Origin of the sequence: Campylobacter sp. RKI_CA19_01116 (assembly GCF_025771405.1) — a bacterium.
GTDB lineage: Bacteria > Campylobacterota > Campylobacteria > Campylobacterales > Campylobacteraceae > Campylobacter_D.
The window spans coordinates 64,188-78,653 of the sequence record NZ_JAKMQF010000005.1 but is presented as its reverse complement, the minus strand read 5'-3'; the positions used below and the strand labels follow the sequence as shown (position 1 = coordinate 78,653).

General features: G+C 31.3%; 17 protein-coding genes and 1 tRNA gene. 11 read left to right on the top strand and 7 right to left on the bottom strand.

What is annotated here, in order from left to right; translation table 11 throughout:
- The first annotated feature begins 29 nt into the window (after positions 1 to 29).
- From L8U41_RS05250 to L8U41_RS05235, 4 genes are all read left to right on the top strand, one after another.
- Positions 30 to 1,124: a DNA adenine methylase gene (locus tag L8U41_RS05250; protein ID WP_263727991.1), complete on the top strand. Its 1,095-nt coding sequence runs from the start codon at positions 30 to 32 to the stop codon at positions 1,122 to 1,124.
- Between the two features lie 76 nt (positions 1,125 to 1,200).
- A complete protein-coding gene (gene rpmI / locus L8U41_RS05245; protein ID WP_039617094.1) occupies positions 1,201 to 1,392 on the top strand; it encodes a 50S ribosomal protein L35 in 192 nt (63 codons plus the stop codon).
- A gap of 98 nt (positions 1,393 to 1,490) precedes the next feature.
- Positions 1,491 to 1,844, top strand: coding sequence for a 50S ribosomal protein L20 (rplT, locus tag L8U41_RS05240; RefSeq protein WP_039617097.1), 354 nt, complete (start codon positions 1,491 to 1,493; stop codon positions 1,842 to 1,844).
- Between the two features lie 4 nt (positions 1,845 to 1,848).
- Complete coding sequence (locus L8U41_RS05235; RefSeq protein WP_263727990.1) at positions 1,849 to 2,730, top strand: DNA ligase; 882 nt, start codon at positions 1,849 to 1,851, stop codon at positions 2,728 to 2,730.
- A gap of 14 nt (positions 2,731 to 2,744) precedes the next feature.
- On the opposite strand, the gene L8U41_RS05230 is transcribed toward L8U41_RS05235, so the two are convergent.
- The 3 genes from L8U41_RS05230 to L8U41_RS05220 are packed head-to-tail and all read right to left on the bottom strand — an operon-like array spanning position 2,745 to position 5,129.
- Positions 2,745 to 3,554, bottom strand: coding sequence for a metal ABC transporter permease (locus L8U41_RS05230; RefSeq protein WP_263693830.1), 810 nt, complete (start codon positions 3,552 to 3,554; stop codon positions 2,745 to 2,747).
- The gene (locus tag L8U41_RS05225; protein WP_039627659.1) at positions 3,547 to 4,296 is read right to left on the bottom strand and encodes a metal ABC transporter ATP-binding protein; all 750 of its coding nucleotides are present in this window, start codon (positions 4,294 to 4,296) and stop codon (positions 3,547 to 3,549) included. Before L8U41_RS05225 ends, L8U41_RS05230 begins: the two co-directional genes overlap by 8 nt.
- Positions 4,293 to 5,129: a metal ABC transporter solute-binding protein, Zn/Mn family gene (locus tag L8U41_RS05220; RefSeq protein WP_263680354.1), complete on the bottom strand. Its 837-nt coding sequence runs from the start codon at positions 5,127 to 5,129 to the stop codon at positions 4,293 to 4,295. Before L8U41_RS05220 ends, L8U41_RS05225 begins: the two co-directional genes overlap by 4 nt.
- A gap of 60 nt (positions 5,130 to 5,189) precedes the next feature.
- On the opposite strand from L8U41_RS05220, the gene L8U41_RS05215 reads away from it, so the two are divergent.
- The gene (locus L8U41_RS05215) at positions 5,190 to 5,888 is read left to right on the top strand and encodes a class I SAM-dependent methyltransferase (protein ID WP_263727989.1); all 699 of its coding nucleotides are present in this window, start codon (positions 5,190 to 5,192) and stop codon (positions 5,886 to 5,888) included.
- 9 nt (positions 5,889 to 5,897) lie between these two features.
- On the opposite strand, the gene pyrC is transcribed toward L8U41_RS05215, so the two are convergent.
- From pyrC to L8U41_RS05195, 4 genes are read right to left on the bottom strand one after another with little or no spacing between them, the layout of a single operon-like run.
- Positions 5,898 to 6,890, bottom strand: a complete 993-nt coding sequence (gene pyrC / locus L8U41_RS05210; protein ID WP_263727988.1) for a dihydroorotase — start codon at positions 6,888 to 6,890, stop codon at positions 5,898 to 5,900.
- Between the two features lie 8 nt (positions 6,891 to 6,898).
- Entirely contained in the window at positions 6,899 to 7,129 is a 231-nt protein-coding gene (locus tag L8U41_RS05205) for a helix-turn-helix domain-containing protein (protein WP_263727987.1), read from the bottom strand.
- Complete coding sequence (locus L8U41_RS05200) at positions 7,114 to 7,485, bottom strand: diacylglycerol kinase (RefSeq protein ID WP_263727986.1); 372 nt, start codon at positions 7,483 to 7,485, stop codon at positions 7,114 to 7,116. The genes L8U41_RS05205 and L8U41_RS05200 overlap by 16 nt, the downstream gene beginning before the upstream one ends.
- Positions 7,485 to 9,017 (bottom strand): phosphoethanolamine transferase, encoded by a 1,533-nt coding sequence (locus tag L8U41_RS05195; RefSeq protein WP_263727985.1) that lies wholly within the window; start codon positions 9,015 to 9,017, stop codon positions 7,485 to 7,487. The genes L8U41_RS05200 and L8U41_RS05195 overlap by 1 nt, the downstream gene beginning before the upstream one ends.
- Before the next feature lie 98 nt (positions 9,018 to 9,115).
- Here L8U41_RS05195 and L8U41_RS05190 point away from each other — a divergent pair, with 98 nt between their 5' ends.
- The 6 genes from L8U41_RS05190 (at position 9,116) to sodB (ending at position 14,456) form a co-directional block, all read left to right on the top strand.
- Complete coding sequence (locus L8U41_RS05190; protein WP_039640473.1) at positions 9,116 to 9,874, top strand: exodeoxyribonuclease III; 759 nt, start codon at positions 9,116 to 9,118, stop codon at positions 9,872 to 9,874.
- 69 nt (positions 9,875 to 9,943) lie between these two features.
- Positions 9,944 to 10,018: transfer RNA gene (locus tag L8U41_RS05185), tRNA-Glu, on the top strand.
- Between the two features lie 210 nt (positions 10,019 to 10,228).
- Complete coding sequence (locus L8U41_RS05180) at positions 10,229 to 10,843, top strand: BspA family leucine-rich repeat surface protein (protein WP_263702415.1); 615 nt, start codon at positions 10,229 to 10,231, stop codon at positions 10,841 to 10,843.
- Positions 10,844 to 10,974: 131 nt separating this feature from the next.
- Positions 10,975 to 13,254 carry an anaerobic ribonucleoside triphosphate reductase gene (locus tag L8U41_RS05175; RefSeq protein ID WP_263727984.1) on the top strand — a complete coding sequence of 760 codons (2,280 nt, stop codon included), beginning with the start codon at positions 10,975 to 10,977 and terminating at the stop codon, positions 13,252 to 13,254.
- Positions 13,226 to 13,735, top strand: a complete 510-nt coding sequence (gene nrdG, locus L8U41_RS05170; RefSeq protein WP_263727983.1) for an anaerobic ribonucleoside-triphosphate reductase activating protein — start codon at positions 13,226 to 13,228, stop codon at positions 13,733 to 13,735. The genes L8U41_RS05175 and nrdG overlap by 29 nt, the downstream gene beginning before the upstream one ends.
- Positions 13,736 to 13,802: 67 nt before the next feature.
- The gene (gene sodB, locus L8U41_RS05165) at positions 13,803 to 14,456 is read left to right on the top strand and encodes a superoxide dismutase [Fe] (RefSeq protein WP_263706970.1); all 654 of its coding nucleotides are present in this window, start codon (positions 13,803 to 13,805) and stop codon (positions 14,454 to 14,456) included.
- Positions 14,457 to 14,466: the final 10 nt, after the last annotated feature.

The following is a 14,466-nucleotide window of genomic DNA, read 5'->3' as shown; positions in this document are numbered from 1 at the left end:
AGCCTTTCTAAGGCTTGTATTTTAAACTTATGCTAGAAGAAAATCCACAATTTTTAAAAGAACAAATCATAACTTACCTTGGTAATAAAAGATCCTTGCTTGATTTTTTAAATCAAGGCTTTAAATTCGCACAAAATGAGCTTAAAAAAGACAAATTTAGTTTTTGTGATGTATTCAGTGGCTCTGGGGTAGTTTCGCGTTTTGTGAGGCCTTATGCGAGTTTTATCATGGCAAATGATTTGGAAGATTATTCTAAAATCATCAATGAGTGTTATTTAAGCAATCAAAATGCACAATTTTTACAAGAATTACAAAAATATTATAATTTTTTAATTTCTGATTTAAAACTCAAAAAAGGCTTTATAAGTAAGCTTTATGCGCCAAATGATGATGAACATATCCAAAAGAATGAAAGAGTTTTTTACACGCTTAAAAACGCTATGTATTTAGACTCTATGCGAGAAAAAATTTCAAGCCTGCCAAGTAATATACAAAAATACTTCATCGCACCGCTTATCTATGAAGCAAGTGTACATGCAAACACAAGCGGGGTTTTTAAGGGCTTTTATAAAGATAAAAATGGCATTGGTAAATTTGGAGGAAATGGAGCAAATGCGCTTAGTCGTATAAAAGGCGATATAGCTTTAAAAATGCCTATTTTTTCAAATTTTACTTGTGAGTATGAGGTTTTTCAAAAAGACGCAAATATTTTAGCTAAAGAGCTTGATAGCTTTGATATGGCGTATTTAGATCCACCTTATAATCAACACCCTTATGGGTCAAATTATTTTATGTTAAATTTAATTGCTAATTACAAAAAGCCAAAGGAAATTTCAAAGGTTTCTGGCATACCAAAAGACTGGAACCGCAGTGCTTTTAACAAAGAAAAAAAAGCCGAAGATGCTTTGTTTGATTTGATAAATGATTTAAAAGCCAAGATTGTATTGCTTTCTTATAATTGTGAGGGTTTTGTAAAAAAAGAAAATTTCACAAAAAGACTTCAAAGTCTTGGAGAATGCTTTGTGCTTGAGCAAAAGTATAATGCCTTTAGAGCTAGTAGAAACCTTTCTAAACGCTCTATGCATATACAAGAACAACTTTATATATTAAAAAAGAAGAATTAGAATTTAATTTTTCTAAAGCATAGTTGTAGTAAAATGATAGCTTTCTTTTATGAAAAAATTTATCCAAAGGATACACATGCCAAAAATGAAAAGCGTTAAAAGTGCTGTTAAACGCTTCAAAGTAGGTAAAAATAAAATCAAAAGAGGTGCTGCTTATAGAAGCCATATTTTGACTAAAAAACCTGCTAAAAGAATGCGTGATCTTCGCACTTCTAAGTATGTTCACTCAACCAATGTTAAAGCGGTTGAAAAAATGTTAGGAATTTAAGCTCGCTTAAATTTAGTTTTTGACGAAAGTCATTCAAACTCCCCTTATTTTAAAGGGCAAGATTCGTTTAACGAACGCCAATTTGTGAAAGGATAAATATGGCAAGAGTAAAAACAGGTGTTGTAAGACGCCGCAGACATAAAAAAGTTTTAAAACTTGCGCGTGGTTTTTATAGTGGTCGCCGCAAACACTTTAGAAAAGCTAAAGAACAATTAGAAAGAAGTTTGGTTTATGCGTATCGTGATAGACGTCGCAAAAAACGTGATTTCCGTCGTCTTTGGATAGTACGTATCAATGCAGCTTGCAGACTAAATGATATTAGTTATTCAAGATTTATAAATGGTCTTAAAAAAGCAGGCATTGAGCTTGATAGAAAAATCTTAGCTGATTTAGCGATGAATGACGCAGCTGCTTTTGCTAAAATAGCAGATGCTGCTAAAAAAGCACTTTAATCTTATGACAAGGCTTTTTATAAGCCTTGTTTTTCTCTTTACTCTCTTTTTAAATCCTCTTTTTGCAAAAGATATTTTACTTTTTAAAGTTTATGATGAAAAAGCATTTAAAGATATAAATTTAAGCCATTATCTCATGAGCGAAAAACTCGATGGCGTAAGAGGGCTTTGGAGTGGTAAGTCTATGCAAACAAGAGCAGGAAATGCCATAAAACTCCCTTTATTTTTCACAAAAAACTTTCCTAAATTTGAGTTAGATGGAGAACTTTGGATAAAAAGAGCTTCTTTTGAAGAAATTTCATCTTTAATACGCCAAGAAAATCCTGATGAAAAACTTTGGCAAAAAGTAAGCTATAGTGTCTTTGATGTGCCAAATGCTTGCGAGGAATTTAAACTTGATCCTTGTACTTTAGAAGCAAGATTAGAAGTTTTAAAAAAGTATTTGGTTAAAAATCCAAATGATTTTATAAAAATCATCCTACAAATTCGCATTAAAGATAAAAATCATTTAAAGCAGTTTTACCAAGATATCATTTCGCATAAAGGCGAGGGCGTGATCATAAGATTAAACAACGCACCTTATGAAAAGAAAAGATCAAACAATGCTTTTAAGCTAAAACCTTTTGATGATACAGAATGTGTTGTAAAAAAGCATTTTGAAGGTAAAGGAAAATTTGAAGGTAAAATGGGATCTTTGCTTTGTGAAGCAGTGATTGAGGGTAAAAAAGTAAGTTTTAAGATAGGCTCGGGATTTAAAGAAAGTGATCGCTTAAACCCTCCGCCAGTTGGTGTCATCATCACTTTTAAATACAATGGCTTAACCAAAAATGGCAAGCCAAAATTTGCTAGTTTTTTAAGAGTACATGAAAGTAGTACTTTGCGATAAGCCCGCAAAGTATGTTAAATTTTCTTTATAAAAACTCTAAAACAAAGATAAAACACAAAAGCTATACAAGCGCTAGCTATGATACAAGCTCCACTTGCAAGATTATAATAAAAACTCACAAAAAGCCCTATCACGCAAAAACTTATGCTCAAAAGCGTAGAGATGATCATCATTTGCCCAAGCTTTTTAGAAAAGCTCTCAGCGATAAATGCAGGTATGCTAAGCAAAGCTATCACAAGTATAAGTCCTACTACTTTGATACTTATAACGATACAAAAAGCCATCATTGCGATTAAAAGATAGTGAAAAAGATTGGTTTTAACCCCTCTTAAGCTTGCAAATTCTTTATCAAAGCTTAGAATTTCAAATTGACGATAAAAAAGCAATACTAAAATGATAAAAATCACATCAATCACTGCAAATAAAACTATATCTTGCGTAGGTACAGACAAAATACTACCAAACAAATACCCCATTAAATCTCCATTATAACCAGGGGTTAAGTCTATGAGTATGATACCAACAGCCATTCCAAAAGCCCATATAACACCGACTATATTGTCACTTCTAAAAGGATATTTTTGTACTAAAAACGCTACAAGCAAGGCTAAAAAAAGAGTAAATAAACTCGTACTAACAAGTACTGGCAAACCAAAATAAAATGCTATACCTATACCCCCAAAAGCCCCATGTGTAATACCTCCTGCCATAGAACTTAAGCGGTTGATCATGATCAAAGTCCCCATAATCCCACAAGCAATGCTAGTTAAAAATGCTGCTAGAAAGGCATTTTGTATAAAAGAGCTAGATAAAAGTTCAAGCATGGTTTTTTCCTTCACAGCAACACTGCTCCAAGCTAAGCTCCACATCACAAAAATGCGTGTGATTTTGGCTTAAATGTGCTAGTAAATGTGCCTTTTTTTCAGGGGTATTTTCATGCAAGAATAATTCTTTATTTAAATATGCGATTTTATTTGCATAAGCTAAGCTTACATTTAAATCATGGCATATTACTATCACGCCAACTCCACTTTCGTGTAATTTTTTCAAAAGCTCAAAAATCTGCACCGAGCCTTTGGTATCTATACTTGCAGTAGGCTCATCAAGGATTAAAAGTTTGCATTCGCTTGCTAGGGCTCTTGCTATATAAACTCTTTGTCTTTGACCTCCGCTTAGTTCGTTGATTTTTTTATCCCAAAAATTTCTCATACCTACTTTTTCTAAAGCTAGCAAGGCTTGTTCTTGATCTTTTTTGGTATAAAAACCAAAGAATTTTTTATCCACCCTTCCCATCATCACCACTTCTAGCACGCGCACTGGAAAGTTTGGATTAGCTAAAGTATTTTGTGGGACATAGCCTATATCTTTTAAACTCAAGTTTTCAAAGTTTATATTTTTATGACTATTTAGCAAGCCTAGTATGAGTTTTAAAAGTGTAGATTTACCCCCACCATTTGGCCCTACTATGGCTAAAAAGTCTTTGCTTTCATAGTTTAGGTTGATATTTTTTAAAACCTCATCTTGATTATATGAAAAGTTTAAATTTTTAATATTGATTTTTATCATTGTAAAACGCTTGCTATATTTTTTGCATCTTTTAAAAGCTCATTTTTATAATCACTTGGCAAATGATCAAGTTCTATGATTTTAAGATTATAATTACTCGCCATAGCTTTAATGGTATTGTTATTAGCTCCTTTTGGTACAAAAATAGCTTTTATTTGCTCTTTTTGTATGAGTTTTGCAAGCTTGGCTAAGTCTTTTGGTTTAGGTTCTTTTCCTTCTATTTCAACAGGAATTTGGCTTAGATGATATCTTTTGGCAAAATACCCCCAAGATGGATGATAGACTAGAAAATGCTTGTTTTTTACATTTTTAAATAAAGCTTGTATTTGTAAATTTAATGCATCCATTTCTTTTAAGAAATTTTCTAAATTTTGCTCATAAAATGCTTTATTTTGTGGGTATTGTTCTATAAGTGCTAAAGTGATATTTTTAGCATGAGTTTTTGCTAAAAGTGGATCAAGCCATGTGTGAGGGTCATCTCCATGATGATGGTGTCCTTCATGTGCATGTTCTTGCAAAGGTATAAAATCAATGCCATTTTGAGTAGAGATGATTTTGGTATTTTTGAGATTATCTTTAAGTTTTAAAATCCAAATTTTTTCAAATTCTAAATTTGCTGTGAAGTAAATATCGCTTTTTTCAAGTTTTAAAATACCACTTGGTTTAAATTCGAAAGTATGCTCATTTGCATTAGGTGGTATGACTATATTAATATCTAAAGTATCTTTGGCAATTTGCTTTACAAAGTAAGCTTGTGGAGCTATACTAACACTTACCAAATCTTTGGCATATATACTTAAAAATGAAATCAAACACAAAAACAATACACGCATAATTTTCCTTTCTAAAAACAAAAAAATATTATACTATATTAGAAAAAATAAGGAGTGAAGATGAATTTATGGAATAAAAAAGCAAAAAGCTACGCAAGGTATAATCCTAGTTTAAACGAAATTCAAAAAGCTACTTTCGCAAAACTTGGATCTTTACAAGATAAAAGCGTGGTAGATATAGGCTGTGGGAGTGGTGTTTGGACTTTGCATTTAGCACAAAAAGCAAAAAGTGTTTTAGGTATAGACAGCTCTAGTGCTATGCTTGAAATTTTACAAGAAGATGCAAAAACTCATGCTATATCAAATGTAATAACCCTAAATTTAGACTTTGAAAACTTTTATAAAAACAATAATACAAATTTTGACTTAGCTTTTTTGAGTATGTCGCCTGCTTTGCAAAATGAAAAAGACTATAAAGATTTTTTAAGCTTAGCTTCTAAAAAGGTGTATTTAGGCTGGGCAAGTAGGCGTAAAAGTAGCTTTTTAGATCCTATATTTGAGCGTTTTAACACGCATTTTAAAGGTTTTTACGAAGAGGATTTGCAAGGTTTTTTAAATGCGCAAAATATCCCTTATGAAAGTGAAGTTTTTAACGAAACTAGAGTGGTAAAAAGAGATAAGGAAAGTGCAATAGAAAATGCCTTGTGGCATTTGAGTATGAATGGTGTTAATGCAAACAAACAAGAGTTAGAAAGCTTTGTAAAAGATGAGGTAGAAGAGCTTATAGAAGCTAAGATAAAACTTCTGATTATTAATTAAATTTCAAGGCTAAATAACCTTGAAATTTAAAGTTTTTCCTGCCATAAATGGCACTACATCGCCGTATTTTTGCGCTACTTGCCATTCTTGTTTTTCTAAAGTGATGATTTTATCTTTTTCAAATTCAAAATTATGGATTTTGCAAGCATTATCTGAAATAAATTTTTGTAAATTTGCTTCATTTGAGTGTTTTTCAAAAAGTTCAGCCAACACAGGTAAAATCACCGGCGCACTAAATACGCCAGCTGCACACCCACAGCATTCTTTAGTATGCAAAGGATGAGGTGCGCTATCGCTTCCAAACATAGCCTTTTCATAGCCGCTAAAAGCAAGCTCGCATAAAGCGTCTTTGTCTTCATAACGTTTTGCAATAGGTTTGCAAAATAAATGCGGATCCATCTTACCGCCCACTACATCATCAAGCGTTATTATCAAATGGTGTAAAGTGATAGTTGCGTATAAATTTTCATAATCTTTTAACAAATCACACAAAATTTTAGTGGTAATATGCTCCATTACGATTTTTAATTTTGGAAAGTTTTTAGCTAATTTTTCATAGATTTTAGCAAAATTTGCTTCTCTATCCATTACAAAATCATTTGTTTCTCCATGCACTAGCAAAGGCAGTCCAAGCTCACTCATAGCATTTAATGTGGGTTTTAACTTTTCTATATCAAAGCTTGAAATTCCATTATCTGAGTTGGTAGTGATACCTGCAGGATAAAGTTTTATGGCAAAAAGCTCATCTTTAGCTTTTTCTAAAAATTTCTCATCATAGTCTTTAAAAAATAAAGTCATCAAAGGCGTAAAATCTTCATTTTTACATGCTTTTAAAATGCGTTCTTTGTAAGATTTTAATGCATTTATTTCGGTAAGCGGGGTGATTAAATTTGGCATGATAACCCCTGCTTTAAAGTCTTTTGCGCTAAATGGAGCTACAAGTTCAAGCATGCTTTCATCGCGTAAATGTAAATGCATATCCAAAGGGTTTTTAAGTGTCATTTTATCTCCTATTTGAGCTTATATAAGCCGTTTTTGAGCTTTTCAAGCAAAGCTTTTTCTTCTAAAAATTTAAAAGTAGAAATGATGGTAGGTTTGCTGATGTTTAGTTGTTTAGAAAGCTCTTCTATGCTTGCAAAGACAAAACCATCATCATCAGCATGAAGGGCTAAAAATTCTAAAATTTCAAAGCGTTTTTTACCAAATATTTTTGCACATAGTGTTTTTACTTTATCATCCATTCTCTAACCAAATCAAAAAGAATAAAACTCCAAGTAATTATAGCTAAAACCACGCTAAAAAACACCCCAGCGCTCGCACAATCTTTTGCCTTTTTAGCTAAGATGTGAAATTCGCTCGTACAAAGATCCACGCAAGCTTCTATAGCAGAATTTAGCGCTTCTACGATTAAAATTAGTACCAAAACAAATACAAGCACAAAATGCTCTAAAAAACTCACAGGTAAAAATAAGCTTGCAAAAATCAAAGGTAAAATAATGGCAAATTCTATCCTAAAAGCCATTTCATCTTGGAGTAAAAATTTAATTCCACTAAAGGCATAGCTTGTATTTTTAAATAAAGAATATTTTGGCTTCATTAAGGATTTTCCTTTAAATTTTTGCTAAATATATCATAATTTGCCTCATATTCTTTGCTATTTACACCAAAATACCCCAGTAAGCTTGAAAAAAGATTATCTTGAGAAAGTTTATAGTCTTTTTTGCTTTGTAAATCTTGGCTTAATTTGCTATCTTTACTCCAAAATATCATCGGTATATGCTTTTGATCTTTTGGTGCTATTAAATAAGGCATACCATGAAGATAAATTCCATTTTCACCTAAACTCTCCCCATGATCTGATAAATAAAGTAAAGAAGCTTCTTTGGTAGGATTTTGCTTAAGCATATCTATAAGGCTTTTTATAATAAAGTCTGTATAAAGTAAAGTATTATCATAGGTGTTGATGATTTGTTCGTGTGAGCAGGTATTTAGCTCATTTGTATCACATGTTGGCATAAATTTTTTAAATGCATTTGGATAGCGTTTATAATAAGTTGGCCCATGTGAGCCTTGTAAATGTACAACGATGATTTTATTTGAATTTGTATTTTCAAGTTCTTGCTTTACAAGTTCAAGTAAGCTCTCATCATAATCTTTTGCAATGAGTTTGTGTTTTATACGATCGCAATTTCCTTTACAGCCCCCTGAGTTATTACCAAACCAAACACTTTGTATTCCAACCTTTTGCAAGATATCTAAAACATTTTCTTCGTATAATCCATCTTCAAAATTTACTCTTTTGTGTCTTGAAAACATACAAGGCAAACTTCTTGCAGTAGCCGTTCCACATGAGCTTACATCGCTAAAATATACTAAATTTGGTTCATTTTTGGTATAAAAATTAGTATCATTTGTGCTGTATCCACCTAAAGAATAATTACTCGCTCTAGCAGTTTCACCTATGACTAAAATCATAAGCTTAGTTGTATTGGTATCTTTTAAACTTGCATCATTTGAAATGATAGTTAGTTCTTTTTTACCTGCTAGTTTTTTCTTTGTAAATTCTATGCTTGAGTATATTGGGTAAAATGGCAAATTATACATTCTAACGATATTGTGTGATCTTAAAAAAGGCAAAAGTGTTTTTGAACTAAGAGCTACTAAAGCAAAGCAAAATACCAAAGAAGTCAAAAATAATACACTTTTTTTGAAAAAATATCTTTGATAATCAATCTTAGTAAAAATCACAAGCAAACTAGGAAAAATCACAAAGACTAAAATATACAAAGCAAAGGAAAAATTAAAATAAGAAAAAAATTCCCTATTGTCTGTTTCAATGACATTTTGTATCATATGATCATCGATTAAAACCCCATAATTGCTAACAAAATAACTACAAATAGCACAAGTACTAAGTAAAAATATGCTTAAAATTTTGGTGATATAGGGAAAATATACTAAAGATAAAACGCTCAAAACCAAGAAAAAATAAATTCCAAAAAACACACTAAAAAGCATAGTGTTTTGATCTATCTTTTCATATACAAACTCAAACAACGGGAAATTAAACGCCATGATAAAAATCGTATTAAGCAGGGTAAATTTTGTCCATGAAAGTTTTAGGTGCATTTTTTTCCTTTGGAATAAAATAAAAACTTAGTCTATTTGAATAAAATTAATAAATCGCATATAAAATAGCAACAAAAGAAGATTGGTAAAGGTATTTTATGAAATTATTATCATGGAATGTAAATGGCCTAAGGGCAATTTGTGATAAAAACGCACTGGATTGGATTGAAAAAGAAGAAATCGATTTTATAGGTTTTCAAGAAATCAAAGCACACGAGGATAAATTTCCAAAAAGAATTTATGAATATCCTTTTAAACATATGTATTCAAATAGTGCTAAAAGAGCAGGGTATTCTGGTGTAATGAGTTTGTGTAATTTTGATAGTGAAGTCAAAAAATGTGAATTTTTTGATGATGATGAGGGTAGGGTTTTAGAACATAGTTTCAAAAATGTAGTTTTGTTTAATATCTACTTTCCAAATGGTCAAAAAGATGAAGAGCGTTTAAACTTTAAAATGAAATTTTATAATGATTTTTTAGTGTATTTAGATAAGCTTTTAAAAGAAGGAAAAGAAATCATAATATGTGGAGATGTAAATACTGCTCATCGTGAGATAGACTTAACTCATCCAAAAGCTAATGAAAAAACTTCAGGCTTTTTACCGATTGAGCGTGCATGGATAGATGATTTATTAAAATTAGGCTTTATAGATACTTTTAGACATATAAATGGTGATATTAAAGAAAAGTATTCGTGGTGGAGCTATAGAATGAAAGCAAGAGAAAGAAATGTGGGCTGGAGGATTGATTATTTTTTCATTTCTAATGGCTTGAAAGATAAGCTCAAAAATGCCTTTATAAGAGATGATATTTTTGGTTCAGACCATGCTCCTGTAGGGATAGAAATAGATATTTAAGGCATTTTTTGATGTCTTAAATAATTATTAAGTAAAAATTGCTATAATTTTGTCTTCAAACTGCAAATTGGCCCATTCGTCTAGCGGTTAGGACATCGCCCTTTCACGGCGGTAACACGAGTTCGAGTCTCGTATGGGTCACCACTCTATATTTTTCTCCACAATATTATTTTTTTCATTTTTTATCAAAATTCATCTATTTATTTATAATTATTTATTATTTTGTAAATATATATTTATATTAAGTTAATTTTAAATTAATAATTATTAATATTCAAAATCTTTTGTTTAATTTCATTAAATTTATATTGACTTCACACTTGTTTTTTAAAATATACAAAAAGGAGGGACAAAATGTATAAAGTTAAAAACAAAAATGAGTTGATGAATTTGGTGCACAATGAAAGAATTTCTCTAAGAGATATTGATGTTTCTTTGATAGAAGATTTTTCATTCGTTTTTTATTGTTCTACTAGAAAAGATTTTTTGGGTATTGAGCGTTGGGATGTATCTAAGGCTAAAGATATGTCTTATATGTTTTATTGTTGTGAAAGTTTTAATGCAGACTTATCACGCTGGGATGTTTCAAATGTCGAAAATATGGCAAGTATGTTTTTTAACTGCAAAAATTTCAACAAAGACTTATCAAGATGGAATACACAAAATTTAAAAGATATGTCTTACATGTTTTTTAATTGTGTTAAATTTAATCATTCTTTATTGCACTGGAAAACCTCTAATGTAATCAGAATGGCACATTGTTTTGAAAACTGCCATGCGTATGAGCATAATGTGGCAAGCTGGGATGTGCAAAATGTAATTACTATGGCCTATCTTTTCCATAATTGTAAAAATTTTCACCACGAGCTAGATGAGTGGAATATCCAAAGAGATTGTAATACTGATAAAATGTTTGGAAATCGTGGTATTGATAAACTTTATGCTGTAAAAGGTGTGGAGTTAAAATAATCAAATTCACACATTTTTTGTGTGAATTTTTCTTTTATTTCTTTAAGTTTTTCATCAAGTTTTTGTACTAAACTTATCTTTTAAAAGTGCTATTTTATAGTGCTTAGAGATTATTTTTTAGGAAAATTTCCATGAGAATAAAATTTATTATAAAAAGAGATAAAAGCCAAGTTGCATTTGATATTTTTAAAATCAAAAATGCTATTTTCAAAGCCAATATAAATTCCACAGATGAAAAATTAAATAATGATTTTTTAGATAAGCTTTGCGATGAGGTTGTAGCTTTACTGGATGAAAAACACATACAAGTAGAACAAATTCAAGATAAAGTTGAAGAAGTTTTAATCAAAAATGCCTTAGTCAATACTGCAAAATCTTATATTTTATATCGCCAAAAAAGAACACAAATTCGCAATGGTAGCTATGATTTGCTAAGTTTGTATGATGATTTAACTTTTAAAGATTCTAAAGAAGCTGACTTAAAAAGAGAAAATGCAAATATTAATTCAGATAGCGCTATGGGTATGATGTTAAAATATGGCTCAGAAGGCGCAAAATACTATGTAGATGAGTGTATTTTACCAAAACATATCGCAAATGCACACAAAAACGGCGATATACACATACATGATAAAGACTTTTATATGCTAACACAAACTTGCTGTCAAATAGACTTATTAAAGCTTTTTGAAAATGGTTTTAGCACAGGACATGGAAGCTTGCGTGAGCCAAATGATATCAGATCTTATGCTTCTTTAGCTTGCATTGCCTTGCAGGCTAATCAAAATGAAATGCATGGAGGCCAGTCTATACCCAATTTTGATTTTGCTATGGCAAAAGGCGTGGCAAAGACTTTTCAAAAAGAGTATAAAAAGGCTATAAATGCTTTTTTTGAAATAAAATTAGAACAAAGTTTAGATGAGCAATGCTTTAAAAATGCTAATTTTCAAGCTTCAAGCGAAAAAGAATGCTTCAAAGAGCTTTTAAGGCTTGATTTAAATAGTGATGAGAATTTTTTAAAGCAAGCAAATACTTATGCTTATAAAAGAGCATTAAAGCAAACCCAAGATGCGACTTTTCAAGCTATGGAGGCTTTAGTGCATAATCTTAATACTATGAACTCAAGAGCAGGAGCTCAAGTGCCTTTTAGCACGCTAAATTATGGCACCGATACATCTTTTGAAGGGCAAATGGTGATAGAAAATTTACTAAAAGCCACGATGAAAGGCTTAGGAAATGGCGAAACACCGATTTTCCCTGTGCAAATTTTTAAAGTAAAAGAGGGTGTTAATTATAATGAAAAAGACCCAAACTATAAGCTTTTTAAACTTGCTATAGAATGTGCTTCTAAAAGACTTTTTCCAAATTTTAGCTTTTTAGATGCAAGTTTTAATGTAAAATATTATAAAAAGGGCGATTATAATAGTGAAGTGGCTTATATGGGTTGTAGAACTAGGGTTATGGCAAATGTTTATGATGAGAGCAAAGAAATCACAAGCGGTAGGGGAAATTTAAGCTTTACCAGTATAAATCTTGTGCGTTTAGCCATAGAAGCCAAAGGAAATTTAGAGCTTTTTTATTCACTTTTAAAAGAAAAATTAGAACTTGTGTATGAGCAATTACTTCATAGATATAAAATTCAAAGTCTAAAAAAGGTTAAGAATTTCCCATTTTTAATGGGCGAGGGAATTTGGATAGATTCAGATACTTTAAAAGAAAATGATAGCGTAGAAAAAGTTATCGCACATGGGACTTTGGCTATAGGTTATATAGGACTTTGTGAGAGTTTAATAGCTTTGATAGGTTCTCATCATGGACAAAGCCAAGAAGCAAGAGAACTTGGCTTACAAATCGTGCGTTTTATGCGTGAATTTGTCGATGAAAAAGCACTCAAAGATAAGCTTAATTTTTCACTCATAGCTACCCCGGCTGAGGGTTTAAGTGGAAGATTTTTAAAGCTAGATCAAAAAAAATACGGCATTTTAAAAGGCATAACTGATAAAGATTTTTATACCAATTCTTTTCATGTTCCTGTAGATTTTCCTATTAGCATATATGAAAAAATTCAAATAGAAGCCCCATATCATGAGCTAAATAATGGTGGGCATATTACTTATGTGGAATTAAACGGCGATGTGAGTAAGAATTTAGAAAGTTTTGAACGCATTATAAAATGTATGAAAGAAAGCAATATAGGCTATGGCTCGATCAATTTCCCACTAGATAGGGATCCAGTGTGTGGTTATAGTGGTGTGATAGATGAGTTTTGTCCAAAGTGCCATAGAAAAGAAGATGATGTTAAATTTGAACGCATAAGAAGAATCACGGGTTATTTAGTAGGAACGCTTGATCGTTTTAATGACGCTAAAAAAGCTGAAGTTCATGCAAGAATTAAACACGATTTTTCTTAGATTAGCTGGTGTTATAAAAGAATCCATAGTCGATGGCTATGGTTTGCGTTATGTGATTTTTACTCAAGGTTGCCCTCATCATTGCAAAGGCTGTCATAACCCACAAACGCACGATTTTAACAAAGGATATTTGCAAGATTTAGCGAGTTTATATGATGAGATTTGTAAAAATCCTTTGCTTCAAGGTGTTACTTTTAGTGGTGGAGAGCCTTTTATGCAAGCAAAAAATTTAAGCATTCTAGCAAAACACATTAAGACTTTAGGGCTTGATCTTATCATATATACAGGCTTTACTTATGAAGAGTTGTTGCAAGAAAAATCAAAAAAAGAATTACTTATCTTAGCTGATATTTTGGTAGATGGGAAGTTTATTTTAGAGCAAAAAGACTTATCTTTAAAATTTAAAGGTAGTAAAAACCAACGCATTATCGATGTAGCAAAAAGCTTAGAGCAAGGCAAAGTAATACTTTTTGAAAAATAAAGACTCATTTAGTCTTTTTTAATTTAACTATGTTAGAATGTTATAAAATTTAAAAAAGGAGAACAATATGTTTGAATTAAGAAAACTACCTTATGAAGCAGACGCTTTTGGAGACTTTTTAAGTGCAGAAACTTTTGCATTTCATCATGGCAAACACCACCAAACTTATGTAAATAACCTAAACAATCTTATCAAAGATACTGAATTTGCGGGAAAAGATTTAGTTTATATCATACAAAACTCAAATGGTGGAGTTTTTAACAACGCTGCTCAAGTGTATAATCATGACTTTTATTTTGATTGCATTAAGCCAAAAACATGCTGTGGCTGTGGCTGTTCTTTGAGTGCTGAGTTTAAAGCAGCAGTTGAAAAAGACTTTGGCTCTATGGAAAATTTAAAAGAAGAGTTTATTAAAGGAGCTACAGGGGTATTTGGTTCTGGTTGGTTTTGGTTAGTTTATAACACTCAAAATCAAAAATTAGAACTAGTAGCTACAAGCAATGCTGCTACACCTATTACTGAAGGTAAAGTTCCGCTTTTAGTAGTTGATGTATGGGAGCATGCTTACTATGTAGATCACCGCAATGCGCGCCCTGCGTATTTAGAAAAATTCTACGCGCACATTAACTGGGAATTTGTAGCAAAAGCTTATGAATGGGCTATTAAAGAAGGCATGAACTCAGTAAGCTTCTATGCAAACGAACTTCACCCTGTAAAATAATCAAGTTTTT